19 protein-coding genes and 1 tRNA gene are annotated in these 24,648 nt (G+C 54.4%); 9 read left to right on the top strand and 11 right to left on the bottom strand.

The features are described from left to right. The 3 genes from C5Y44_RS04725 (at position 1) to C5Y44_RS04715 (ending at position 2,487) form a co-directional block, all read left to right on the top strand. Positions 1 to 630, top strand: coding sequence for an LUD domain-containing protein (locus C5Y44_RS04725; protein ID WP_105323888.1), 630 nt, complete (start codon positions 1 to 3; stop codon positions 628 to 630). Between the two features lie 184 nt (positions 631 to 814). Continuing rightward, positions 815 to 2,332 carry an alpha/beta hydrolase gene (locus C5Y44_RS04720; protein ID WP_105324077.1) on the top strand — a complete coding sequence of 506 codons (1,518 nt, stop codon included), beginning with the start codon at positions 815 to 817 and terminating at the stop codon, positions 2,330 to 2,332. Between the two features lie 81 nt (positions 2,333 to 2,413). After that, a tRNA-Arg gene (locus C5Y44_RS04715) sits at positions 2,414 to 2,487 on the top strand. Positions 2,488 to 2,679: 192 nt separating this feature from the next. Here the strand turns inward: C5Y44_RS04715 and C5Y44_RS13350 are convergent. The 8 genes from C5Y44_RS13350 to C5Y44_RS04680 form a co-directional block, all read right to left on the bottom strand. Then, the gene (locus C5Y44_RS13350; RefSeq protein WP_168970021.1) at positions 2,680 to 2,847 is read right to left on the bottom strand and encodes a hypothetical protein; all 168 of its coding nucleotides are present in this window, start codon (positions 2,845 to 2,847) and stop codon (positions 2,680 to 2,682) included. A gap of 114 nt (positions 2,848 to 2,961) precedes the next feature. Then, positions 2,962 to 3,276 carry a molecular chaperone GrpE gene (locus C5Y44_RS04710; RefSeq protein ID WP_105323887.1) on the bottom strand — a complete coding sequence of 105 codons (315 nt, stop codon included), beginning with the start codon at positions 3,274 to 3,276 and terminating at the stop codon, positions 2,962 to 2,964. 72 nt (positions 3,277 to 3,348) lie between these two features. Next, positions 3,349 to 3,573, bottom strand: coding sequence for a PspC domain-containing protein (locus C5Y44_RS04705; RefSeq protein ID WP_105323886.1), 225 nt, complete (start codon positions 3,571 to 3,573; stop codon positions 3,349 to 3,351). 165 nt (positions 3,574 to 3,738) lie between these two features. Then, positions 3,739 to 4,215: a MarR family winged helix-turn-helix transcriptional regulator gene (locus C5Y44_RS04700; RefSeq protein WP_105323885.1), complete on the bottom strand. Its 477-nt coding sequence runs from the start codon at positions 4,213 to 4,215 to the stop codon at positions 3,739 to 3,741. A 155-nt stretch (positions 4,216 to 4,370) separates the two neighbouring features. Next, positions 4,371 to 7,040 (bottom strand): AAA family ATPase, encoded by a 2,670-nt coding sequence (locus C5Y44_RS04695; RefSeq protein ID WP_105323884.1) that lies wholly within the window; start codon positions 7,038 to 7,040, stop codon positions 4,371 to 4,373. A 2-nt stretch (positions 7,041 to 7,042) separates the two neighbouring features. After that, a complete protein-coding gene (locus C5Y44_RS04690; protein WP_105323883.1) occupies positions 7,043 to 8,206 on the bottom strand; it encodes a metallophosphoesterase in 1,164 nt (387 codons plus the stop codon). Positions 8,207 to 8,253: 47 nt separating this feature from the next. Beyond that, a complete protein-coding gene (locus tag C5Y44_RS04685; protein WP_105323882.1) occupies positions 8,254 to 9,414 on the bottom strand; it encodes an SWIM zinc finger family protein in 1,161 nt (386 codons plus the stop codon). A 3-nt stretch (positions 9,415 to 9,417) separates the two neighbouring features. Further along, positions 9,418 to 12,528: a DEAD/DEAH box helicase gene (locus tag C5Y44_RS04680; protein ID WP_105323881.1), complete on the bottom strand. Its 3,111-nt coding sequence runs from the start codon at positions 12,526 to 12,528 to the stop codon at positions 9,418 to 9,420. A gap of 399 nt (positions 12,529 to 12,927) precedes the next feature. On the opposite strand from C5Y44_RS04680, the gene putP reads away from it, so the two are divergent. The 3 genes from putP (at position 12,928) to C5Y44_RS04665 (ending at position 16,050) form a co-directional block, all read left to right on the top strand. After that, positions 12,928 to 14,484 carry a sodium/proline symporter PutP gene (gene putP / locus C5Y44_RS04675; RefSeq protein ID WP_105323880.1) on the top strand — a complete coding sequence of 519 codons (1,557 nt, stop codon included), beginning with the start codon at positions 12,928 to 12,930 and terminating at the stop codon, positions 14,482 to 14,484. A 239-nt stretch (positions 14,485 to 14,723) separates the two neighbouring features. Continuing rightward, complete coding sequence (locus C5Y44_RS04670) at positions 14,724 to 15,530, top strand: HNH endonuclease family protein (protein WP_105323879.1); 807 nt, start codon at positions 14,724 to 14,726, stop codon at positions 15,528 to 15,530. 73 nt (positions 15,531 to 15,603) lie between these two features. After that, positions 15,604 to 16,050: a DUF2269 domain-containing protein gene (locus C5Y44_RS04665; RefSeq protein ID WP_075723050.1), complete on the top strand. Its 447-nt coding sequence runs from the start codon at positions 15,604 to 15,606 to the stop codon at positions 16,048 to 16,050. 651 nt (positions 16,051 to 16,701) lie between these two features. Here the strand turns inward: C5Y44_RS04665 and C5Y44_RS04660 are convergent. After that, on the bottom strand, positions 16,702 to 18,702 hold the full coding sequence (locus tag C5Y44_RS04660) for a DEAD/DEAH box helicase (protein ID WP_105323878.1): 2,001 nt from the start codon (positions 18,700 to 18,702) through the stop codon (positions 16,702 to 16,704). A 326-nt stretch (positions 18,703 to 19,028) separates the two neighbouring features. On the opposite strand from C5Y44_RS04660, the gene C5Y44_RS13300 reads away from it, so the two are divergent. From C5Y44_RS13300 to C5Y44_RS04645, 3 genes are read left to right on the top strand one after another with little or no spacing between them, the layout of a single operon-like run. Further along, positions 19,029 to 19,484, top strand: a complete 456-nt coding sequence (locus C5Y44_RS13300) for a hypothetical protein (protein WP_158255470.1) — start codon at positions 19,029 to 19,031, stop codon at positions 19,482 to 19,484. A gap of 35 nt (positions 19,485 to 19,519) precedes the next feature. Further along, complete coding sequence (locus tag C5Y44_RS04650) at positions 19,520 to 20,962, top strand: HAMP domain-containing sensor histidine kinase (RefSeq protein WP_105323877.1); 1,443 nt, start codon at positions 19,520 to 19,522, stop codon at positions 20,960 to 20,962. Then, positions 20,959 to 21,645, top strand: a complete 687-nt coding sequence (locus tag C5Y44_RS04645) for a response regulator transcription factor (protein WP_105323876.1) — start codon at positions 20,959 to 20,961, stop codon at positions 21,643 to 21,645. Before C5Y44_RS04650 ends, C5Y44_RS04645 begins: the two co-directional genes overlap by 4 nt. Here C5Y44_RS04645 and hutI read toward each other — a convergent pair. Together hutI and C5Y44_RS04635 are read right to left on the bottom strand one after the other, a co-directional pair. Continuing rightward, a complete protein-coding gene (hutI, locus tag C5Y44_RS04640; protein ID WP_105323875.1) occupies positions 21,630 to 22,841 on the bottom strand; it encodes an imidazolonepropionase in 1,212 nt (403 codons plus the stop codon). The genes C5Y44_RS04645 and hutI overlap by 16 nt on opposite strands. 48 nt (positions 22,842 to 22,889) lie before the next feature. After that, positions 22,890 to 24,569, bottom strand: a complete 1,680-nt coding sequence (locus tag C5Y44_RS04635) for a urocanate hydratase (RefSeq protein WP_105323874.1) — start codon at positions 24,567 to 24,569, stop codon at positions 22,890 to 22,892. Positions 24,570 to 24,648: the final 79 nt, after the last annotated feature.

Raw genomic sequence — 24,648 nt, 5'->3', positions numbered from 1 at the left:
ATGGCTTCTGCCAAGACTGAGATTCTGGCCCGCATTCGCTCGGCTCAGAAATCCGCAAAGCTTCCGGAGTTTGTCAACCCTCCGCGCAACTACCTGGTCAGCGGTACTACCGACCCAGAAGAGCTGCGTGAAGTGCTCATCGACCGGCTGGAGGACTACAAGGCGGACGTTCACCTCTGTGAAGAATCAGAGATAGCAGCGACGATTCTAGGGATTTTGGATGAGCGTTCGTGTCACACCATCCGTTACGCCCCCGGCATGGACGACCAGCTCTTTGCTGATTTTTCCGGCGAGGCAGCGGCCGATGATGAATCTGTTGATCCGCGTGAACTCGATGCCATTGACGCTGTGGTTACTGAATCGACGGTGTCTTGTGCTCAAACCGGCACCATTGTTCTCGAATCTGGAGCAACCGATGGCCGGCGTGCGCTTACTTTGGTGCCGGACCGCCATATCTGCATCGTTCGCAGCGAAGATATTGTCTACGGCGTTCCAGAGATGGTCAGCCGTATTAATCCGGAGCGTCCAGCGACGTTGGTTTCTGGTCCTTCGGCAACCTCCGATATTGAGCTCTCACGCGTCGAGGGCGTTCACGGTCCCCGGGATTTGATCGTGGTCATCGTAAAGTAATGCGCTTTTAGCGTGGGTCTTCCTTCGCAGCAACCTTAACAAATCCCGACACGGCAATCAGGTTGCTGCTAGGCTTTGCAACGGAAATATTTATACGTTGTTAAGCGAGACTTAAAAGTATTGAGGAGACCTTTTCGTGAAAGCCCCACGCTTAGTTATCGCAGCCGCTACCGCGGCGGTCGCGATGCTCGCGCCGCCTGTTGCGGCCCAAGCCCAAGACTCATCCCCTGCTATTACATGGGAAGAATGTCCTGCACAGGTCAACCTCGATAACGCCGAATGTGGCCGCATCGACGTGCCTACCTACTATTCGAATCCGTCTGCTGGAAATATCAGCGTCGGATTCGTTCGCGTCAAGGCACTTGACCAATCCGCTAAGCGTGGAGTTCTCTTCGGCAATCCTGGCGGCCCAGGCGGCGACGCCTACCTCTATGCTGCTAACGATCAAGCATTTGCGTGGCCAGAAGAAATCCGCCAAGAGTGGGACTTTGTCGGCGTGCAACCTCGCGGTTTACCTGGCTCAACGCCGGTAGAATGTACCGCGCCTGGTGGAAATATGTTTGATGCCATGGTGAATATGGGTGCTTATATCCGCAATTCTTGCGAGAAGTCTACCCCTGGCTACACCAATTCTTTGACCACTGAGAACACCGCCCGTGACTGGGAAATGGTGCGCCAAGCTCTCGGCGAAGAAAAGCTCTCTGTCATGGGACTAAGCTACGGAACCTTCTTGGGCTCGACGTACGCTACCTTGTACCCAGAGCACACTGACCGCGTGGTCTTGGACTCTGCGATGAAGCCATCGGCTGCGTGGAATGGCATCCTGGCTTCCCAGGAAGCTGGCTACCACAATGCCCTGCATGACTTCTTTGGCTGGGTCGCAGACAATAACGCCACCTACAAGATGGGTACCACCCCACTGGCAGTCTATGAGCGCTGGTCACGCGTTGTTGCCCGCGAAGCTGGCGTGCGCCCAACCGCCCTGCCGCCTAAAGCCAAGATTGGTGACTTGCCTCCAGGGCTTGAATTCGCAGGCCAGCCAGGTGCAGACATCATGACTGCCACCGGTCCGCTGCGCGTGCAGGCAGAGAACTTGCGCGATTCTGCACTTAACCCAGGTGCTAACCAAACCTTCTCCGTGACCTTGAGCTTAACTCGCGGTCTGATTCCAATGGCTACCGAATGGGATGCCTTGGCAAAGCACATCAACGGCACCGAGCGCCTTGATGAAGCTGCAGCTGAGCTTTCCACTGAAGAAATTCAGCAACAGCAGGCACAATTGCTGCAAGGTCAGTCTTTCCAGAACTTGGTTATCTGTAATGAAAACACCGTGCCTGCCGACTACGCTGCGCTGCCAGCCTATGTGTGGTCCAACTACGTCGTTGGCGATGTCTTCACTGCCCCACCAGCAATGTTTGCCTCGGGTGCAGCCTGCAACGGCCGCGGGCCAATCACCAAGAACCCAACCTTGAATGGTTCCGGTCTGGATGTTCGCCCGCTGCAGATTAACGCCACCGGCGACCCGCAGACGCCATACCGCTACCACGGTGAGATGGCACGTCAGATGAACTCCCACGTGGTTACCGTGCACGGTCCTGGCCACGGCCACGTTGCTGCCGGCAACGAGGTTGTCGATGACATTGTCGTCGACTACCTGCGCACCGGTACCACTTCTGCGAACTCTGCTCCGGGCCTGCACTAGTTAATAGAGGGTCGGTTTCCAAAGCGTGAAGCCAATAGGATAGAATTGCACCGTTGCTTGATTTCAGGCAACGGTGTCTTTGTCTCCGTAGCTCAGCGGATTAGAGCATCGGTTTCCGGTACCGAAGGTCGCAGGTTCGATCCCTGTCGGGGACACAAAATTTCTTAAGCTAACTACTTACTGTTTCAGCAGGTAGTTAGCTTTTTCCATTCTCTACAGAGCCCAAGCGCGAGCTACAATCTTCCCCCGACACAACGCGCCACGACGCACAAACCGAAGGCGCCGAGGATCCAAAAAATCCCAGTGCCATATGCACTGGGATAATAAGAAAAGGCGCTGAAAGCGTATTAGTAGGAAGTCTCGAGCCACCACATGCCGTAGAGCAAACCGAAGATACCCACGGTCATTGCCACTACTGCTGGAACCCATGCGAGAACTTCACGGACAATACCGTCCTGGGCATCACGAGCCTTTGCTTCTTCCACATCGGTATCGTGACGTGTAATTTCAGACATTCTTAATCCTCCGACTCACCTGAGCGCTATTTAACTTCAACCATCATAACAGGTCTGGGCTAAAATCTAACTTTTATAATCGATACTCCCCCATTAACGTGTAGCCCGAATTACCTAATCGGATTCAGTCACACGCACAGAAGCATCATCTGACTCCAAAGCATCTACAAATGCATCTCGGGCACTAAACATCGCTTCGATATTATCTTCTTCGCCGGCAATCCACAGTCCAGTGGTTTCATCGAAAGTCAGCGCGGATTCTGGGTGCGCATCAAGAATCGATTCCATCGCCGCTTCTTGTTCAGGCGTAGGTTCAGCGTTTTCAAAAGATTCAGGGTCGCCGATAATTTTCGACTGCTTCGGAAAAGCAACAATGGAGTACTTTTCGTATTGCTTTTCCGGGCGTTCAAATAGCTCTTGGCTCATCATGGGTGCGATTCTACCTTGCGCCCTTCACAAACTTCGGGTTGAGGTAAACGCTAAGGCCTTATTTAACCGGACTTACTTAGCCGGAGGAATTACCACCCACAAGACCAAATACAGCAGCAGCTGCGGACCTGGCAGGAAGAAAGACAGCAAGTAGATAACGCGGACCAAGGTGGCGTCGATATTGTAGGTTTCTGCAATACCGCCGAGGACACCGCCGACGTACTTATTGGTTGCCGAGCGGTGCAGACCGCGACGGTAGGCTGGCTGCTCAGAGTACTGGTTGTATTGGTTCGACATGGAAGTTCCCTTCTCCTGATGGGGTATGTGTTTTTCTCTACACCCATCATTAAACGCAGCCGGCGCAGTAAATACATCAGGGATCTACCCTGAGATTCCACCGATATTTCCTGCACCCATACCCCGAGATTTTAAGCAGTGAGCGCCGCCGCTAAAGCTAGGGCTTTAGCATTCTCCATAGCCAGGGACGTTATTTACGTCCACGATGCCTTGCAGGAAACGACGCAAAGATGGAATATCTTCTGGTTTTAGGTGGTCAAAGACCAACCGGCGTACTGATTCCACGTGATCAGGCGCGGAAGCTTCCAGGCGTCGTGCGCCCTCATCGGTTAATTTCACCATAACACCTCGCGCGTCACCTTCGCTTTTGCACTTAGTGACCAAGCCGCGACGCTCCATGCGGGTGACCTGGTGTGAAGTCCTCGAGCGGTCCCACTCTAGATAGTTGCATAGCTCGCGCAGGCGCATTTGGTTGTCTTGTGCATCCGATAACGTCGCCAACACTGCAAACTCTGGCATCGAAAGTTCTCCGCCGGCTTGCAGGGTGTTTTCCATACCTCGATCTAGCTTTCGAGTCGCGGCCAGGATTAACTGCCAAAGCTCTTGCTCGTCGTCTTCTAACCACCGCGGCTGTTCATTCATAGGAAATAACTTACCTTAATCTAATCGAAAGGTTGATATGTATGACTATTTGAAGCCCCAATGCACCTTGTCCAACGTGGCCGCACATAAGCGGTTTAACAGAAACTTACGGAACTGATGCGGAATTGATAGGGACTGCTTTCAGACCTAATACTTTATCCTATGGGCGTAGAAGCCTTAAGTTGGTCGATATCTAACAAGGTGCTATTCGGAACGCGGTCATAGCGCGAAGGCTCACAGGTAAAGACAATGACCTGCGATTGTTTGGCCACTTCTGCAAACAGGGTTGCCATCAGCTGGATGCGATGGGCATCCGTGCTGCCCAATGCATCATCGACTACCACCGGTGCGCCTTGCTCACCGCCTTTGGACAATAGTTGTGCAATAGCGAAGCGCGTCAGGATGGCCATTTGTTCTTTCGCCCCGCCGGAGAGTTCTTGCAGTCCGACGGTCACCCCATCCAGAGTGCGCTTTTCGACGACTAGGTCATCGTTGAGGTGGAATTGCACCTGCCCGTTGAAAACGCGGCCGGCAAGTTGACCCAGCTGTTGTGCAAAAGGGGCAGCGTAGCGCTCACGTGCTTGGCGTTGATGACGAAGCAACACTTCTCGCAAATGTTTGACAGCCTGGGCACGGTGTTCCACCGACTGCAAAATATTGCGCGCAAGCTCTTCTGCGGCTTCTGCCTTTTCAACGCGTTCTGCCACGCCAGTTTGCATCTGGATATGCCCACTCAAAGACTTTTGCGCATCCTGTGCGTCACGTAGTTGCGTTTCCAGATTCTGAAGCTTTGCTTGCGCACCTTCTGCCAAACTCTTTGCGAGCTCCGGGTTAGCTGCATCTAGTGCTTCGCGCGCAGCCTGTACTTCACCCGTGCATTGTTCTAACTGTGCTTCGGCTTTCTGGAATTGCTCCTCGAGGGCTGCATCAGATAATTCTTCGGCAATCTTCTTCGCCTCATTGTCCAGTCGCTCATGTTGTTTAAGCGCCTGTTCGGCTTCAGTCTGTACCTTAATTAACGCCAAACGTGCTGGTTGCTCCTCCCACGGTTGCAACGTTGCCCGGGCAGAAGAAAGATCACGGTCTGCCTTTTCTTCAGCTTCAACCGCAAGGTCAATCTCCGCTTGTGCTTTGTCGATGGCATCGGCATCAGGGACTTCTGCATCTTGAGATTCCCTGGTCTCTCCTAGCGCTGCCACACGCACCCGCAGCTGTTCTAGCGCTTCACCATCAAGCAGTCTTTCAAGTTCTACTTCTAGCTGCTGACGTTGGGAAAGCAGATCTTTATATCGATCCCGCTGTTCGCGAAGCTCGTCGGTATTCTCACAACCGAACTTTTCTAGTTCGCTACGCAGTTGCTCTGTGAGCTTATCGATCTTGCTATCTAGCTCTTGACCTGAGCTAGCGCCCGCACCAGGTTCATAGACCGCGTTGACTTCACCGATTTGCAGCGTTAAACCTTCGGTTAGTTCAACGCTGCGACCGGCATCGGATACTTCCAACTCATCGCCATTGACGACAATGTGTTGTGGGCTTTGCGCGCTCAAAACCAACTTGGCAACTGCCGCTTCCCGCAGCCGACGTTCAAGTTCAAGGTCTTGTTCTAGTTTCTCAATCTCTTTTAAATCAGCGTCAGAAACAGCTAGCCCAAATTTCTCCAGGTCAGTACTGATCCCGGTGAGCCTTTCGGCGTGCTCTTCCACAGACGCAGATTTCAAGCGCAGCTGATGCACCTTCAATTGCTGCTGGAGATTATCTAGCTTGGCACGAGAGGCTTTAGTCCGCTCCCGTGCTTGATCGTAGTGTTGCTGCGCATTATCGCGTGCTTCAGAAAACTTTGTGACTTCCTGCTTTTCGGTCTCTGCTTTCTGCTTCGCTAATTCGACGCTGGCGTTGGTATCTTCCACATTTTTTAATGCGGCGGCGAGCTCCTCACGGATTTTCTGACGTTCTTCGAGCTTTATGCGCGCCTGGTCCAAACTTGCGCGCGCGAGTTTTTCTTCCGTAACGCGCGCATCGACGGCCTGCTGCAAGCCTTCAATCGCTTTGATCTCTTGCTGGTGTTCTTCTACTTCTTTTCGCGCAGCAGGTAGGTTCTCTTCGGCCTCGCGTTCTTTATGCTGCGCTTGTTCATAGCGCTCCACGAATTCCGCCAAAGCCTTAAGTGCTTGCGTTGCCTCGTGCAGTTCTTGTTCAGCCTCAGCGTACTCAGTGCGCGCTGCGCGTAGTTCTTTCGCTTCCGCACCAGTCTTTAAGGAAAAATAGCGCTCGTAAGTGCTATCTACTTGCTTCATCAATTCGGTTGCTGCTTCGGCGTCCTCACCGTGAGCAGCTTCTTCGCCGGTTTGATTGCTCAATACTCCCGCAACGCTGGAGATACCCGCTGCCTTAATGCCTTCATGCAGGTCATCTTGGTTCAAAAACATCGCATCAAAGAGATTACGATCCAGGTGTCGGTTCAAGATCTCATTGAGCTGAATTTCTGCCTCTTCCCCCTTATAGGTCTCGTGCCCTGGAGACAGCACCTCCAAAAGTGCTGAGGCTTGCCGTAGCCATTGCTTGGACAACTTCAGGTGATACGGCCCAACGCTAAATTCCATTGCCGCTTCTGGGCTGACGTCAGCGTTGACGGTTTGCAATGATTTAACGCCGGCGGCTTTACTGCTGAATTTATAGTTGAATAAAGCCTCGATGGCTTTCAGGATTGTGGTCTTGCCTGCCTCATTGCGTCCGTGAATAACCGTGACACCAGAGTCTGAGATTTCTTCAATCTTCAGCTGCTCAATCCCGCGGAAGTTCTTCAGCTCGATGGAATGAATTCGCATTTTTAAGAAGCATCCTTTCGAGTCAAACGGAAAAGTAGGTTTGCGGCGTCGCGGGAGACAGATTTCGGGTCGCTATGGATGTCTTCCATCAGCTCATTAAGTGCGCTGGCAGCAAAGCCCGTTAAAGACAGGCTTGCTAGCTCGTCGTCTTCTGGAGCCAGGTGCAAGTCCATCACGCGCTGGCGAGGTTTGAGGGAGGCAAACACTGGCTCTAGTTGTGCAATCGCAGAATCTAACTTCTCCTGCGCCGCCAAGTTGATGGTTCCACGCAGGCCGTATTTGATTACGGTGCGGTGTTTATCGGGATAATTCTGAAGCTGTTGGACAAAGCGTTCGACGTCTTCTTCGCTGTTGATATCCATGGAAATAGATTCAAAGACCCACTGCCCAATTGCTTCCTTGACCACGCTTACCTCAACATCGGTGGCTGAGTTCTTTTCGATAGTTACTACTAAAGCATTTCCGGAGTCAGACTCGCCGCCGCCATCTGGCAGGTGCTTAAAATCTGTTGTTTCCGGTGAACCAGAAAACCACACCGCCCCGGTACTTCCCAGCTCCATGGTGGAGTGGGTATCGCCTAAAGCTAGGTAGTCGATGACGCCATTATTGATATTGTCTTCGACATTTTTGAGATCAATAGCATCCAGCTTTTCCGCATCACCCCAACCGTGGATTTGTCCATGTCCAATAGCTACGCGGATATTTTCTGTCGGTTCTAAAGGCGCGAGCATATCGGCGACTAGATCATAAGCTGCAGTACGCGCTTTAAAAGGCGCACCAACAATCTCCACCCCTTCGCGCAGTAGGAAGGGCTCTGTGTCGGAGATGACGTGAACGTCTGGCGCAGTTTCCTTGTTTAGCGCAGTGAAAAATACCGAGTCAGCGATGAGTGGATCATGGTTTCCTGGCAGCAGAAAAACGGGCACGGGAAGGTTTTCTAATGCCTCCCGTGCGCGCCCAGTGACTTGGCTGGATAAAGAGTTACGTTCAAAAACGTCTCCGGCAACGACGATAAATTCTGCACCACTTCTAATCGCCAACTCACCAAGGCGCTTGATTGATTCCAGCCGCGCGTCATCAAAGCGTGCTTGTGCTTCACCAGTTAAAAACCAGCGCTGCATTCCAAGTTGGAAATCTGAAGTATGAATAAACGTCGTTTTCGTCATGTCACTGTTCTAGCATGCCGCCCAGACATAGCGCGTGAGCAGCAGCTTTAGTTATTCTTCTCGGTTAGGAAATGGTAGAGGTCTTCCACATCGCTCACGGCACGCAGCAAGTCCACATTGGTGTGGGACACCGCACGCATCGCTTTACGCAATAGCTCGGGATCGGAGTCATCGATAGCCGGTGCAACTTTCGGCTCCGGCATATCGGGCAAGCTGCGGCCATTCCAAAATAGCTCATTGCTAACGGCACGAGCTTTGCTCGCGGCTGTCGATGATCCCTCGGCCTTATTGGAGCCATCAGCACTGCCATCAGATGTCGATGTCCCTGGCATTTGAGTCGTGTCTTCATCGCCTAAGTCATCGCTAAGCTCTGCAGCAGACTCTCGCGCTACTTTCTGCGCGGACTCCATCACCATGGTTTCTAGAGCGTGAATATTTAGCCCGCGCAGGGCAAATAGCTGCAGCGGATCGGCATCGATACGCGCGGCAAGACGGTCTGCCACTGCAACCACATGCTTACACACGTGCCCATAATCTGGGCAATCACAGCTCATTTTCACATCATCAGCCGAGGGAGCAAGCAAGATATCCAGCACTTCCGGATCCACATCACCACGGATTGCGCGACGAATGGAGTTAGCACTACGGGCAAGCATGCCCGTGACTTTCTCAATATCATCCTTGTCGCGATATGGAAGTTGAATAAGCACGGAGAAAGGCTGGTTCTGTGAGCCAGCCACTTGGCCATGGACCGCGCCCACGCGCAAATCCAAGTCAACCACATGCCCGGCGCGCGCATACTTCCGCCCGCGTGCCAACCGGCCTGAGTCGGTTGTGGTGGTCACAAATTTCATGACGCGCTCAGCAGCCGGGTTAAAAATGCTATCGCGCGGCTTATCCGATGTAATGCGCTTAGACCAGCGTGTTTGCTGACGGTTGTGGTATTCAACCGCAGTCTTTTCAATAGCCTCGCGGAAGCTTTCAGGACTAAATTCTGGGTCTGGGTCCTGTGACTCAGGCTGCGCGGGGCGTGCGAGCTGCGACGGATGGGCATCGTCACGCAGCGTTTCTTCTTCCGTGTCTACCCTGCGGCGCTTGCCAAAGTTGACGTAAGTGACGTTATCGTCTTCCCCGCGGCCTGGTACACCTTTGGCGCGCTCTTTCGGCCCCTTGCCCTTGCCTTTGTCAGGAGTATCTCGAGGTGACATGGCTTAGCTCTCCCTCTCTCGATAACTCATCAACTGTGCCAACTGCTCTGGGGCCAATTCCGTAATCCAGCCTTCGCCTTCACCGACGACAGCGCCAGCTAATTGGGTCTTGCCATCCAAAATATCCTGAATGGATTCTTCTAGCGTACCGGCTGTAATCATCTTATACACCTGCACATTTTTGCTCTGGCCGATACGGAAAGCGCGGTCCGTTGCTTGGTTTTCTACCGCGGGGTTCCACCACCGGTCCATGTGCACCACGACATTGGCGGCAGTGAGGTTCAAACCCGTGCCGCCAGCCTTGAGCGATAAAATCATCGCTGGTGGACCATCGGCAGCTTGAAATTCCGTGACCATATCATCGCGGCGATTCTTGGAAACTCCACCGTGCAAGAATGGAATCTTCGAGCCCAATTGCGCTGAAAGATACGGCTGCAAAATATCGCCAAAAGCCTTGTACTGAGTAAAAATCAGCACGCGCTCATCATGGGTGACGGCAGAATCCAAAATCTCCATGAGTTTTTCCACCTTGCCCGAGCGATGTTTGCCCTTCGAGGTCACCGAAGAACCATCGCCCAAGTAATGAGCCGGGTGATTACAAATCTGCTTGATGCGGGTAAGCGAAGCAAGCACGAGCCCACGAAGTGCCATTCCTTTCGGCGCAGTCTCCATCCGCAACTGGATATCATCCACCAAGGCCTTATATAACGCTGCCTGTTCAGAAGTCATCGTGACCGTGAGGATTTCTTCGGTCTTTTCTGGCAAGTCGTCGATAATCGCCGTATCGGTCTTGAGTCTGCGCAAGATAAATGGCGCGGTCAGCTTGCGCAGGCGCTCGGCCATATCCTCGTCCTGGTATTTCTCAATCGCCGAGGCAAAGTGGTTGCGGAAAAAGGCCGCTGAACCAAGCACCCCAGGGTTGCAGAAATCCAAAATGGATCGCATTTCGGACAAGCGGTTTTCCACGGGCGTACCGGTCAGCGCAATGCGATGGCGCGAGGCCAGGCTTCGCACGGCTTTCGATGAGCGTGTCGATGCATTCTTAATCGCCTGCGCCTCATCTAGCACCACGCGATCCCATTCCACCATGCCGAGAACTTTAAAATCCCGGCTTATCGTGCCATAGCTTGTTACCACCAGGTCATGTTTTTCTGCTTGCTCAATAAGCTCGCGGTCTTTCGCGCGGTTTGCGCCGTGGTGAACCATGACCTTTAAATCAGGTACGAATCGATGCGCTTCGCGCGCCCAGTTTCCCACGACTGACGTGGGCGCTACGACCAAGGTCGGACCTTTGGCCTCACCGCGAGCTCTTTCTACCGCGAGCAACGCTAGAAGCTGCAAGGTTTTGCCCAAGCCCATGTCATCGGCAAGCACTGCTCCGACGTTATTTTTCGACATCCAGTACAGCCAGTCCACGCCGCGGCGCTGATATTCGCGCAGCTCAGCATGCACAGTATCCGGGATATCCACCCGCGTTGGCGCTGGCGTTTCCATGCCACCGAGCATCGAGGAATGCCACTGCGAGCCAGTAAACTCAATGGGTTCTTGAGCCATGGCTTCCAAAGCGAGCTCACGCAGCTCCGCCATGGTGGCCACACCAAAATCGGCGTCGTCTTCCTCCAACGCGCTGTTGAATTCTTCAAGCTTGCGCTCAACTTCGGCGACCTTGTCCTGCCAGCCTGGCTCTTCCAGCATGCGCATGCGTTCTGCTTCGCGCGCCAGCGCATCTAGCTCCTTGCGCATCCGGGTCTTCGAATTCGCAGCGAGCTGCTCCATATATTCGGTGATTTTGCCCAGCGCCGTGCGGTCAGCCATCACCCACTCGCCACGCAGGCGAATCAGCCCGGTCTTCGAATTGACCAGATGCTGCATCTCCTCGTCGGACAGCTCCATGTCACCGACGGAAAGCTTCCAGTCATACTCGACCAACTGGTCCATGCCGAGCTTCTTTTGCAGTGGGGAATCCCCGCTGATTTCCTTGGTCACCAATTTGGCCGAGGCAGCCATCTGCGTCCATGCCTTCGGCAACATGACCGTGTATCCAGCGGCCTTCAGCGCCGCTGCGTCCTCGCTAACGAATTCCACCAAAGCCGTCGTGTCGAGATAGACGTCCCAATCACCCGCGCCCTCATCAAAATACGCTGGGGTGCGTGAACTACTCGGGTCCAAGCGCGGACTAATGCTAATCGCTCGGCGGCGGGATTCTTTAATCTTCTCCATGCTGCTGCGGTCAATGCGGCCTTCTTTAACCGGCCGCGGTGAATCCGCGCCAGAACGCACGCACACGCGCACAGGCCATAGCGCGCTTTCCGATGACTTCGGCGCCGACGGAGAATCATCTACTTCCGTCTCTGTCTCAAAAGGTTCTTCAACGATAAAGACCATGCCCAAATCGACGGCATTAATAGAGTCTTTCCATTCATTTAACCCACGCAACAGCTGCGCACGGCCACGCGCAATAGGTGTGGTCTGTAACAAAGACTTGGCAAACTCGTGCCACGCATAAGGCCTGGGTGCCTGCATCAAATCAGCCAACTGTGTATACACAATCCAGTGGGTCAGATCATCTGCAAGATCCTCCGACAACGAACGGTTATTAATAGTCAGTATTCCCGGCGCCGCAGCAACCATCTCGGCCAACCATCCGCGCTCACCCAAACCATTAGCTAATTGCCACATGGGGTACCATTCGCCAGCTTGATAGCTCAATCGAATGGTCACACGTCCCGCCCGCGCAAAGCGGTTGAGTCCCCTATAAGCGCGGATAATCCACAGCAGGTCCGGGGCAATCGCCGCGCGTTGTTCCGTCGGTACTACCCCACGCTGTTCTTCATCATCCAGGTACGCCAGTTGCGAAAGTGCGAGGACTGCATCGGCAGGCCCAAAGCGTGCCATTGGAGCCATCAGCTCAACATTTTTACCTTTAGGTGTTCGCAGATAAACCCGAGAGCGGGTGCGAAATGATTTCTTCTCCAGCAGCTTGTCGATGGCCTCCGGGAAAGTCCCCTCCGGCACCGCCTGGGGTGTGACAATCTTGTGCCCATCTACCTGTTCAATCCACAAACTCAAGCCTGAAACGGGCAGCCAAAGTCCGTGAATAAGGTAAGAAGCCATAAGCGCCAGTATAGAGCAGTTGGCAGTTTTACTCAGCCTTGGATTCTTGACACATATCTTTTCGGCGACATTTTCGCCGGTAAGTACGTTTTCTCAAATCCACTGTGGTTAACTTGTGTTACAAGTCACCTTTATTCGCTTTGCTTGGATAGGATTACTTTTATTCGCACTTTTCAGACAATCGTTACCCTCCCGTTATAACTGCAGTAAGTTGTGAGGTTATGGCAAATCACCGCTGGATTTTCACTGTGAAATGTCATGAAAAAAGTTGGGTACAACATATTTGCCCGTTAAGGTAACCCTGTTCCGTGAACCGCGCTATGCGGTGACCTGCGGATTTAACTTATATTTTCTAAAACTGGTTTAAACCACCTACTCAATCGGTCTAAGGAGACCCTTATGGATCAATCAACGTGGTACGTGATTGCCATTGTCATATATCTAGCGATCATGCTTGCCATTGGCTTCTGGAGCTACTGGCGCACCAAGAAATATGATGATTACGTCCTGGGTGGTCGCGACCTTCACCCATTCGTCGCTGCACTGTCCGCCGGCGCATCTGACATGTCCGGCTGGTTGCTCATGGGCCTGCCCGGCGCACTGTTTCTTACCGGTATGTCCGAAGTTTGGATTGTCATCGGCCTTGTCGTTGGTGCTTGGGCGAACTGGACCTGGGTTGCCCCACGCCTGCGCTCTTACTCAGAGGTGGCCGGAAACTCCATTACGCTTCCGTCCTTCTTTGAAAACCGCCTGCGCGATAATTCCCGTGCACTGCGCGTAATTGCCGCCATCATCATTATCTTCTTCTTCACCTTCTATGTCTCTTCCGGCATGGTTGCTGGCGGCCGCTACTTCGAGTCCACCTTCGACGGCAGCTACATGACCGGCATGCTGGTTGTGTCCATCGTGACCGTTATCTACACCTTCGTCGGCGGCTTCCTCGCGGTGTCTTATACCGACGTGGTCCAAGGTCTGATGATGTTCTCCGCACTCATCATCGTGCCCATCATGGCATTGATTTCTTTGGATAACCCAGGCGAAATCTTTAGCTTCGCCTCTGAAAACCCCTACGGTACTTTGGGCATCGAGAACCCTGACTATTTCAACTTGGTCGCTGGTGTTTCCGCTGCCGTCATCATCGGTAACGTGGCCTGGGGCTTGGGTTACTTTGGCCAGCCGCACATCATCGTTCGCTTCATGGCGATGCGAAAGCCTTCCGATGCCAAGTCCGGCCGCTTCTACGGCGTTTCCTGGATGTTCATCTCTGTTGTCGGTGCAATCTTCACCGCAATTATCGGTACCGTCTTCTTCACCGAAACCGGCTACAGCATCACTGACCAGGAGTCCTACGAAACCATCTTCTTAGACATGGCTCAGATTCTATTCCACCCACTGATTGCGGGTCTGGTCCTCACTGCTGTTCTGGCAGCAATCATGTCCACCATGTCTTCCCAGCTTCTGATTGTTTCTTCCTCCCTCATTGAGGACCTGTGGAAGATGCTGACCAAGAAGGAACTGCCTGAAAAGACTCTCATCATGATGTCCCGCGTTGCCGTGTTGATCATCGCAATTATCGCTGGTGTCCTCGCAGTTAACCCATCTGACTCCATTCTGGGCCTGGTTGGCTTCGCATGGGCTGGCTTCGGCTCTGCCTTCGGTCCACTGGTTCTCATGGCATTGTTCTGGAAGCGCCTCAACTCCTACGGCGCCATCGCCGGCATGATTACCGGTGCAGTTGTCTGCATGGTGTGGGGCATGGTTCCAGCTACCTCGGACCTCATGTACGAAATCGTTCCTGGCTTCCTTGCCCACGTCATCGTTGCAGTTATTGTCACCCTGATGACCAAGGAACCTGCAGCCGAGGTCAAAGAAGAATTCGACCGCGCAGCTAAGCTTGCACATATGGCGGCTAAAGACGAAGACCTCGACTTCGAAAAAGCAGCTGACAAGATCTAACCTCTAGTTCCCTGCTTATCTTCAAGCCTTCCCTCGCGCCTTACGGTGCGGCGGAAGGCTTTATTAGTTTTCACACGTTCATACCGGCTTGTTTCCGGAGAAGGCCCACCCTGTCCCCTTCGCGCTCACCACAATTGAGCTCCTGGCTACAAGCCTACTTTTCGTGAGCGCGAAGAGTACACCGCAGCTTCGCAGGCGTCTGACGGAACCTCAAACGGGGCCTAACAGTCTAAATTGTCATGGGAAAACCTAGGAACAGTCCGCATGCTCCAACATCCATTCCTAATTCCCAGCCCTACCGCGTCACCGTCTTTACAACCCCCACCAGCCGTGCCCGCAAAATCTCCACCTCAGACACACCCAGCACCTTTGAAGACGCAGCTGCACTCGCCCGCAAAGCAGCATTCGTCGCTCTTTTAAGAAATACATTCCTTATCATCTTGTCCATCGCAACGCTGCTCTTTGCGCTGTCAATGTTCCTCCCCCGCCTTCACGGCTTTAATCAGGAAGGACTTCCCCAACTCAAACACTCACTGCAACAGGTTGAAACCGTCGCCATGCGGAACAAGGTTCTGGGCTATAGCCGCGCCAAGTTCGGCAATGACTGGGCTATCCCGCCCGGAAGCACATGCAATACCCGGCAGCACGTTATCTTTAGCCAGTCTGCGGCTGCCACCGACTGTGCATCGGAAAGCGCTGAGCTATTCGACCCCTACAGCCAAACCCACATCCCCACCTCAGACATTGAGGTTGACCACGTCTTTCCGCTCTCTGCGGCATGGGACCACGGGGCCTATGCCTGGGACGATGAAACCCGCAAGAACTTCGCCAACGACCCACTCAATTTAGTCGCAACTTCTCGCTCGCTGAATCAGTCGAAGTCTGACAGCTTGCCCGACGAATGGCTCCCGCCCCACCCTGCTGCCCGATGCTGGTATTCCGAACGCCTCGCTGCGATAGCTGCTGCATATTCTCTTTCACTATCGGAAGCATCAATGAGCACCATGAAAAGGCAATGCCAGTTGGGCATTCCAATCCCGTGGTGACTAGGCTATTTTACTGAGCGCGGCCGAAATGGGCGGCGTACATAAAACAATAGAAAGGCAGCGAAGTTCCCCCATGACTTCACTACTTATCGCAATTCACGTTTTGGCTGCAGTCCTGTTGATGGGCCCAGTAATGATTACTGTGTCGGCATACCAGGGCCAAATGATGAAGGCCAAAGACGGTGACACCAAAGCACTCGGCGCTGCAACCACTTTGCACCGTCTCACCAGCCAGTACGGCCCGATCTCCGCAATTGTTCCCGTTGCAGGTATCGCAATCTTCCTCACCAACCTGAGCGTTTTCGGTACCCAGGGTCGTTTCCACATCTCGATTCTTCTGTCGGTTATCGCGTGGGTTCTGCTCATCGCCGTAATCATTCCACGTCAGAAGAAGACTCTGGAAGCTCTGGAATCTGGCAGCAACGCTGTCGATTTCACTAAGGCGAAGAAGCAGCTGTCGATGTTCGGCGGAATCTTCAACCTTTTGTGGATCATCACCGCGCTGTTGATGTTTGTCTAATCTCCGACACCGCATCATTTACTCCTCGCAGTCTTAGGCTGCGAGGATTTTTCATTGTCTCACGCGGTTTTCTTGCCGGTGTCCCCTTCGCGCTCACCATCTTGGCGCCCCTCGCGAGGCCACGCGTTTCGGTGAGCGCGAAGGGTACGACCTGCCAAACTCGCACAAAATTGCAACGGTTCCGTAGGCATCTGATTCATCACCTGGGTTTTGAGGTAGGCAAGCGCTGCCGACCATGCATCCCGTGCATCCCACACCGCCTATGTACACTTCGCGCTCACCAGAAACAGCGAAGTCGGAAGCAGGTAAGTTTCGGTGAGCGCGAAGGGTACGCACCCATAGCTTGCGCCGAATTGTTACAGGCGTTCATCCCCATCCCTTGACTCCCTTTGCTTGCCATCCCTCCCATGTGCGCTTCGCGCTCACCAGAAACAGCGAAGTCGGAAGGTGGCAAGTTTCCGTGAGCGCGAAGAGTACGGGCTTTGAGAAGTACGGGTTTTGGTGAAGAGTACAGGTGTTGGTGAAGGGTGCGAGAGGGAGCCGACTGGGAATCGGGGGCTGTCGAAAGAGCAAAACAAAAAGAAGAGCTTCGCTCCAGTTTGAAACTGGAGCGAAGCTCTCGGTTTAGCTATTAAAAGCTAGGCTGCGATTTTAGTCGCGCCAGCGTCCGCGTCCGCCACGGTCACCACGACCGCCACGGTCACCGCCTCGGAAGTCACGGCCGCCGCGTCCACCACGACCACCGCGGTCATCGAAGTCGCGGTCGCGAGGTGGGCGACCAGTATCCTTCTTGATATTAATCAACTGACCGGAGATGCGAGTATCGCTCAGACGGTCCAAGACAGATGGGTCCATCTTCTTTGGCAGATCCACCAAAGTGTGGCCAACTGCAATGGTGATGCGGCCGAAGTCCTTAGCGGACAGGCCACCCTCATTGGCGATAGCGCCAACAATTGCACCTGGACGAACATTTTGGCGCTTACCAACGTCAAGACGGTAAGTCTCAAAGTCGCCATCGTTGCGGCGCTCGTGGCGTCCACCACGATCGTCGCGGTCGAAACGGTCACGGCCACGTCCACCACGGTCGCGGTCACGTCCGCGTCCACCGCGATCGCCACGGTCATCACGATCAAAGCGGTCTCGGTCACGACGGTCGCGCTTAGGAGCAGGCATGTCCTTGACTAGGAAGTCTGCGCCACCTTGGAGCTTGACTGCTAATGCAGCAGCGATATCGTCCATCGCAACGTTGTTGGTCTCGGAGTACTTGCGAACCAGGCCACGGAAGAGTTCCATCTGGCCATCGCCGAGAACCTCGGTGATTTGGTTAGCGAAGTTTTCCTTACGCTTTGCGTTGACTTCGTCAACGGTTGGCAACTCCATCTCTTCCAAACGTGCATTAGTAACACGCTCGATGGAACGCAGCATGCGGCGCTCACGAGGAGTAACGAACAAAATCGCTTCACCGGTACGTCCAGCACGGCCAGTACGGCCGATGCGGTGAACATAAGACTCGGTGTCGTTTGGAATATCGAAGTTGACCACGTGCGTAATACGGTCAACGTCGAGACCACGTGCTGCGACGTCGGTAGCAACCAGGATGTCCAAACGGCCATCCTTGAGCTGGTCAACGGTGCGCTCACGCTGGTTCTGCGCGATATCGCCGTTGATGGCAGCGGCGTTGTAGCCTGCATCGCGAAGCTTTTCTGCAACTTCTTCAGTCTCATGCTTGGTGCGACAGAAGACGATCATTGCGTCGTAGTCTGTTACTTCCAAGATGCGAGTGAAAGCATCGAGCTTTGCGCGGTGCGGGGTCAACAAGAAGCGCTGCTTAATGTTGTCATTCGTGCGCCGTTCAGTCTTGACAGTGACCTCTGCAGGATTGTTCAAGTACTTCTTCGACAGGCGACGAATACTGTTTGGCATGGTTGCCGAGAACAGTGCGACCTGCTTTTCTTCCGGAGTGTCAGCGAGGATTCGCTCAACATCTTCCTGGAAGCCCATGTTCAACATCTCGTCTGCTTCGTCGAGTACCAGGAAACGCAGCTGGGAAATATCCAGAGAACCCTTTTCCAGGTGGTCAATGACACGACCTGGTGTACCCACGATGACTTGTGCGCCACGGCGAAGGCCCGAAAGCTGAATGCCGTAGGCCTGTCCACCGTAAATCGGCAGCACATCGATGCGTCCCAAATGGCTTGCAAATGACTGGAATGAATCTGCGACCTGCAGCGCAAGCTCACGGGTTGGAGCAAGCACCAATGCCTGCGGATGGCGGGCATTGGTATCGATTTGGGACAAGACTGGCAGCGCGAAAGCGGCCGTCTTACCAGTACCAGTTTGTGCGAGGCCGACTACGTCGCGGCCTTCCATCAAAATTGGGATGGTTTCAGCTTGAATTGGTGAAGGGGTTGTGTATCCAACCTTGGCTACGGCGTCCTGAACGTTGTCAGGAAGACCTAAATTGGCGAACCCCTGGGGATTATCGTTGGCTGAGTTCTTATCCTCAGCGCCGGTGTCCTCAGAAGTATCCGCAGCCCCGGTGACCTGTGCAGTATCTACTGCATCACCTTGCGTTTTATCCTGAGATTCCGACTGGTTAAAGTTATCTTCCGGCTCCATTTCGCCGCCGGTGGCGTTATCGGTAATGCTCATTGCTCGCTTAACCTTACGCTAGGCGAAGCAGAAATACTATTATTATTGCCCCAAAACTGTCGATGGTGTTGGCAAACACATCCCCCTCACTTTCAGCGCAGCGCTCACCTTTCAGCAGGCCGCTGCGTTTTCATTGCTAACGATGCAGTCGCGCACTTGCACGCCTAAACCAACATTAAGAAATTCTAATGTTTGCCTCATCGGTCTTTCACATGCGCTTTCCATACTTATAAGTGTTCGACCATCGAGCATGGTGAATTTACTTCCTCCGCTGGGAGTTTAAACGTGATACTTTTTGACCCAGACTTTTGAAAGAAGGTTTTTTCATGTCCGAGGCACCACACACCCCGAACACTTCCGCTTTCGAGCCTGAGAAAGAGTCCAAGGCTTCCCCAGTCAAGCGCTTTGCTCCCCTGGCCGGCATTGTCGCCTTGATGGGCACCATTGTTGTCGCAGGCTCTGCCATTGCTAATACACGCACTGCTCCGGAGATTGATCCTTCCGCGGTGACGGTTGAGCCATCGATAAGCAAAGAGCACTCCGACAACCAGGGCCCGTCCACACCAGTTACTCCTAGCTCGGAACGCGATGATGATAGCGACGATGTCGACGATGTATCTGATGACATCCAGCAAGAGCCCGCATACATCACCCCGCAAGTGCCGTTGACCTATCAAGACTGGGACGACGATGACGACGACTGGGATGATGACTGGGATGATGACGATTGGGACGATGATGATTGGGATGACGACTGGGATGATGACGACGATGACGATTAAGTCGGCATAACGCTGAGAGTTGTCCCCTACCTAACATGAAAAGGCTTTTTGTCTCCCTCCGATTCTCCATCATGGTGTGGATCATCATGGTGGTGTTCGCCGCGCTGGCGTCGATGATTTACTTCACCGACTCCTTGCGCCGTGCCGACGTGCACGATATTGCTAATGAGGCTGTCGAAAAGACAGCTGTCGAAGTCGAAGCACATTCACGCCTTGCGGGAGGGCATGCATCAAGCGCGCAGCTGATTGAGACTTATCTGAGCCACGAAGTACCGGAGGCCAATGAGGTCCTGGTTGGCGTTATCGATGATCGCTTGGTGTTCCAGCAGCTAGATTCGCTGACGCGCCCGGATGTTGACGCGCGTGCTTTTAGCCCCATGGTGCGTTCCATTGTCATAGGTGATGAAAGTTCAGGTATTACTGAGGGAATTCACTGGGGCAAGATTACGGTGCCATCGGAAAGCGGCTTGGACTACGTTGTGGTCTTGGTGTCCACCGAGCAGGTTTATGCCGACCTTAATCGGCAAACACTCATTTTTGCAGGGCTGGGACTGATTAGTCTGAGCCTGGCCGCGGCAATCGCGTGGGTTATTTCTTCTCGTATTATCGCCCCGGTGCGCCAAGTCGCGCATGTTGCGGAGCGGATCTCGCAGTCGAATCTGACTACCCGGGTGCCGGTGCATGGCGATGACGAAGTCGCGCAGCTAGCGCGCACGTTTAACCACATGATGGACCGCATCGATGAGGCCTATCGCGCACAGCGGCAGTTTATTGATGATGCGGGGCATGAGTTGCGCACCCCAATTACAATTGTGCGCGGCAATCTAGAACTACTCGATACGGCAACGCCTGAAGAACGCGAACGGTCTTTGGAGTTGTGCATTTCAGAACTGGACCGCATGACGCGCATGGTCAACGACTTATTGACGCTAGCGATTGCGGAATCGGCGGATTCCGATTTCTTGAATATTGAGGAAGTAGATCTATCGCAGCTGACCATCGATATCGATGACAAGGCGCATATGTTGACCGATGGACGCTCGGAGGTCGTCGGAATCGGTGAGGGCACTATAGCGTGCGACTCGGCGCGCATTACCGAGGCGGTCTTGGAATTCGTGCGCAATGCCGCAAAGTACAGCCCGCAGGATTCACCGATTCATATCACCAGCAGCATTGAGGGTACGCATGCACGGTTTAGCGTGACAGATTTTGGCCCCGGGGTCGAAAAATCGCAGCAGGAGGCGCTTTTCCAGCGTTTTCACCGCGGACCATTGGAGAAGAAAGAGCAGTCGCCAGGTGTTAACAGCGTGCCCGGTTCCGGGAGCAAGGGGGCAGGGCTTGGCCTTTCCATCGTTCAAGCCATTGCCCAAGCACATGGTGGCCGGGTAATAATCAGCTCCCCAGCAGAAAAAGAGCATAAGTCGCAGGGAGCGACGTTTGGTATTGAAATTCCTATTGAAAGCACAGTGACACGATGAGCCGGATTTTAATTGTTGAAGATGACCAAGACATCGCAAGCTTTATCAAACGCGGGCTAGAAGCCGAAGGCTATGCGTGCGATATCGCGGATAATGGCGCGTTGGCGCTGGGATTGGCGCAGTCAAATTCGTATCAGCTGGTCGTTTTGGACCTATCGCTTCCGCTTCTCGATGGCACCGATGTGCTCACCAAGCTGCGCGCCGCCGGCGTCGATGTCCCGGTTATTGTGCTGACTGCCCGCACGGCGTTAAAAGATCGGGTGCGCGCACTCGAAGGCGGGGCGAATGACTATATGCCGAAGCCTTTCCAGTTCGCGGAGTTGCTCGCGCGCGTGCGGCTGCGCCTGCAAGACTCGGCGCCGGCAGCGGAGCCTACGGGTGCCACCGGGGCGAATGAATTCGCCACCTTAAACCATGGGGAGCTCACCTTGGATATTCGCGAGCATCGGGTGCTTATCGATGGCAAATGGAAGGACCTCTCGCGTCGCGAGCTTGGCCTGTTGGAGACTTTTATGCGCCACCCGCGCATGGTGTTATCTCGCGCGCAGCTGCTGAGCCAAGTGTGGGGACTGGATTTCGACCCCGGTTCTAACGTGGTGGATGTGTATATTGCGACGCTGCGCAAAAAGATTGGTGCGCAGCGTCTTGAAACCATCCGCGGGGCCGGTTATCGGCTGCTGTAGACCTTCTTCCCTGCCAGCCACGTCTGGTAGGTCGCGGGCATGCCGGGGCGGTATGCCAGATTAATCGCGTTGGCAGCATCGAGGATATGCAGGTCGCATGCCGCGCCAACAACCAGCTGGCCTTTGGCAGGACGGCCCTTTGCGTCAAGTCCGCTGCCACTGCCGCCACCGGTCGATACTGCGCTGCGGCGCAGCGCTTTCGCACCGCCTAAGGTGGCTGCTTCGATAGCTTCGTCCAAGCTCATGTATTGCTGCAGCACCGCAGTGGTAACGCAGTAATTCATCGACGAGGTGAAACTTGTGCCTGGATTGAGATTCGAGGCAATCGCGACGGTGGCGCCGGCATCGAGAAGCCGGCGGGCATCGACAAGCGGCTGCCGCGTCGACAGATCACATGCCGGGAGCATGGTCGCTACCGTGTCAGAGCCAGCGAGTGCCGAAACGTCCTCATCCGTGAGATAGTTGACGTGATCAACAGATGCGGCGCCGAGTTCGACAGCGAGTTGGACACCGGGGCCATCGCCAAGCTGATTGCCATGAACGCGAAGTCCCAAGCCAGCTTTCTTACCGGCCTCTAAGACCCGGCGCGACTGGGCCTCGTTGAAAGCGCCGCGTTCGCAAAAGACATCAATCCAGTCCACATGCGGTGCGACCTGCTCCAACATGGGGCCGACGACTTGATCGACGTATTCTTCCGCATCTGCCCCGGGGGGAACCAAGTGCGCGCCTAAGAAGGTCACGTCATCGGCATGCGCGGCGGCAACCTGTGCTGCCTCCAGCTCCGATTCGGTATTGAGCCCGTAACCGGTCTTGGTTTCAAAAGTGGTGGTGCCACCGGCGTGACCTGCTTGGATGCGCTCTACCAGGAGCTTCTCCAAGCGCTGCGCACCGGCAGACCGAGTCGCTTCCATAGTCACGGCAATGCCCCCGGCAGCGTAGTCGGCACCGGCCATTCGTGCTTCGAATTCTTCGGCGCGGTTGCCGTCGAAAATCATGTGCGTATGCGAATCCACCCAGCCAGGAAGTACTGCGCGGTTGCCGCAGTCGATAGTCTCGGCTTCTGCGAATTCAGCAGGCACGTCCGTGGCTGTGCCGACCCAGCGGATGATGCCGTCTTCTTCTACGAGCGCGGCGTCTTTGATGGTGCCAGCATCAGAGACGGTGCGCAGTTCTGAGATATTCTTGAACAGTTTCATATCTCTATCCTCCCAGTTTTATGTCTCCCGTTTTTTCTTTCGCGAGATTTAGTCTTCTCGCGAGTGAAATTCCATCGGGATGCGCACGCCACGCTCATCGGCGACTTCCTTGGCGCGGTTGTAGCCGGCATCGACGTGGCGGATGACGCCCATGCCAGGATCGTTGGTCAGCACAGCGCGTAGTTTCGCCGCAGCCAGGTCGGTGCCATCGGCAACGGAGACCTGGCCAGCGTGGATGGAACGGCCCATGCCTACGCCACCACCGTGGTGGATGGATACCCAGGTAGCACCGGAAGAAACTGCGGTCATGGCGTTGAGCAGCGGCCAGTCGGCAACCGCGTCAGTGCCATCGAGCATGGCTTCGGTCTCGCGGTAAGGAGATGCCACGGAGCCGGAGTCAAGGTGGTCGCGGCCAATGACGATCGGCGCAGAAATCTTGCCTTCGCGCACTAGGTCATTAAAGAGCAGGCCGGCCTTGTGGCGCTCGTCGTAGCCGAGCCAGCAAATACGCGCTGGCAAGCCTTCGAATTCGACGTATTCTTCAGCAGCGTCGAGCCACTTGTGCAGGTGCTCATTGTCAGGGAAGAGTTCCTTGAGCGCGGCATCGGTGACCTTGATGTCTTCTGGGTCGCCAGAAAGTGCAGCCCAGCGGAATGGCCCCAGGCCCTCGCAGAATAGCGGGCGAATGTAGGCAGGGACGAAGCCCGGGAATTCGAATGCGCGGGTGTAGCCTGCGTGGCGTGCTTCATCGCGAATGGAGTTGCCGTAGTCGAAGACCTCGGCGCCGGTGTCTTGGAATTCCACCATGGCTTGCACCTGCGCCGCCATGGATTCGCGAGCCTTCTTGGTGAAGGTCTCAGGATCTGCCTTGGCCTCAGCGTGCCAGTCTTCGACGCTGATTTCGGTAGGCAGGTAGCTCAACGGATCGTGTGCGGAGGTCTGGTCGGTGACAATATCGACGGTAAATTCCCCTGCCTTATGGCGGCGGAGAATCTCCGGGAAGACTTCGGCCGCATTGCCGACAAGGCCAACCGAAAGGGCGCGCTTTTCTTCCTTGGCCTGCAATGCAAGCTTCAATGCTTCGTCAATATCGGTGGTGACTTCATCCAGGTAGCGCTTGGACTGACGGCGCTTAAGACGAGTTTCATCCACATCCACAATCAAAACTGCACCGCCGTTTAAGGTGACTGCCAAAGGCTGGGCACCACCCATGCCGCCGCAGCCACCGGTCAAGGTCAGCGTGCCAGCCAGGGTGTTGTTGAAACGCTTGCGAGCAATCGCACCGAAGGTTTCATAGGTGCCTTGCAAAATGCCTTGGGTTGCGATGTAAATCCAGGAACCAGCGGTCATCTGGCCGTACATCATCAGGCCCTCGTCTTCGAGCTTGCGGAAGTGCTCCCAGTTCGCCCAGTCGCCAACCAGGTTGGAGTTAGCCAGCAGCACGCGCGGTGCCCACTCATTGGTCTTCCACACACCGACTGGCTTGCCGGATTGCACCAACAAGGTTTCATCGGATTCGAGGTCTTTAAGGGTTTCCACAATCGCGTCGAAAGATTCCCAGTTGCGCGCTGCTTTGCCGGTGCCGCCGTAGACCACCAAGTCCTCAGGGCGCTCAGCAACCTCAGGGTCGAGGTTATTCATCAGCATGCGCAAAGGCGCTTCGGTCTGCCAGCTCTTGGCGTTGAGTTCGGTGCCGCGAGGGGCGCGGACTTCGCGTGGTTGAGACACTGTGGTTCCTTTCAAAGACATTTTCAGAAGGTTGTTTAGAGCTAACGTGAAAGGGCCGAAAGTCCAACAAGGTCGGTTT

Source organism: Corynebacterium sp. J010B-136 (assembly GCF_002967075.1).
In the GTDB taxonomy this organism is placed as follows: domain Bacteria; phylum Actinomycetota; class Actinomycetes; order Mycobacteriales; family Mycobacteriaceae; genus Corynebacterium.
Note: the sequence above shows the minus strand (reverse complement) of the source record. Positions and strands in the feature narration are given on the sequence as shown.